This is a genomic window from Mesorhizobium sp. M1A.T.Ca.IN.004.03.1.1 (assembly GCF_003997555.1).
Classification (GTDB): Bacteria; Pseudomonadota; Alphaproteobacteria; order Rhizobiales; family Rhizobiaceae; genus Mesorhizobium.
Window position 1 is genome coordinate 1 of record NZ_RZTV01000843.1, and the last position, 247, is coordinate 247.

1 protein-coding gene and 1 pseudogene are annotated in these 247 nt (G+C 61.5%); both read left to right on the forward strand.

What is annotated here, in order from left to right; translation table 11 throughout:
- Positions 1–93 (forward strand): annotated as a pseudogene (locus EOD29_RS34050) (cysteine ABC transporter permease); the annotation flags it as partial.
- On the forward strand, positions 90–247 hold a 158-nt coding region (locus tag EOD29_RS34055; RefSeq protein WP_164764053.1), incomplete at its 3' end, for an ATP-binding cassette domain-containing protein. The pseudogene EOD29_RS34050 and the gene EOD29_RS34055, both read left to right, overlap by 4 nt.

Consider the following 247-nt stretch of genomic DNA (forward strand, 5'->3'; position numbering starts at 1 on the left):
TATCTCGTCCTGAGCTCCGTCCTCTCGCAGCTGCAGGTGCGGCTGGAACGCCGCTTCGCGCGTTATGGCGGCATGCTGGAGGCAAATGCATGATCGAGCTTTCCAACATCGAAAAGCGTTTCGGCGACGCCGTCATCCTCAAGGATATCAGCATCCGCATCCCCGAAGGCAGCGTCACCGCGCTGGTTGGGCCTTCGGGCGGCGGCAAGAGCACGCTGCTGCGCTGCATCAACCTGCTCGAAATTCC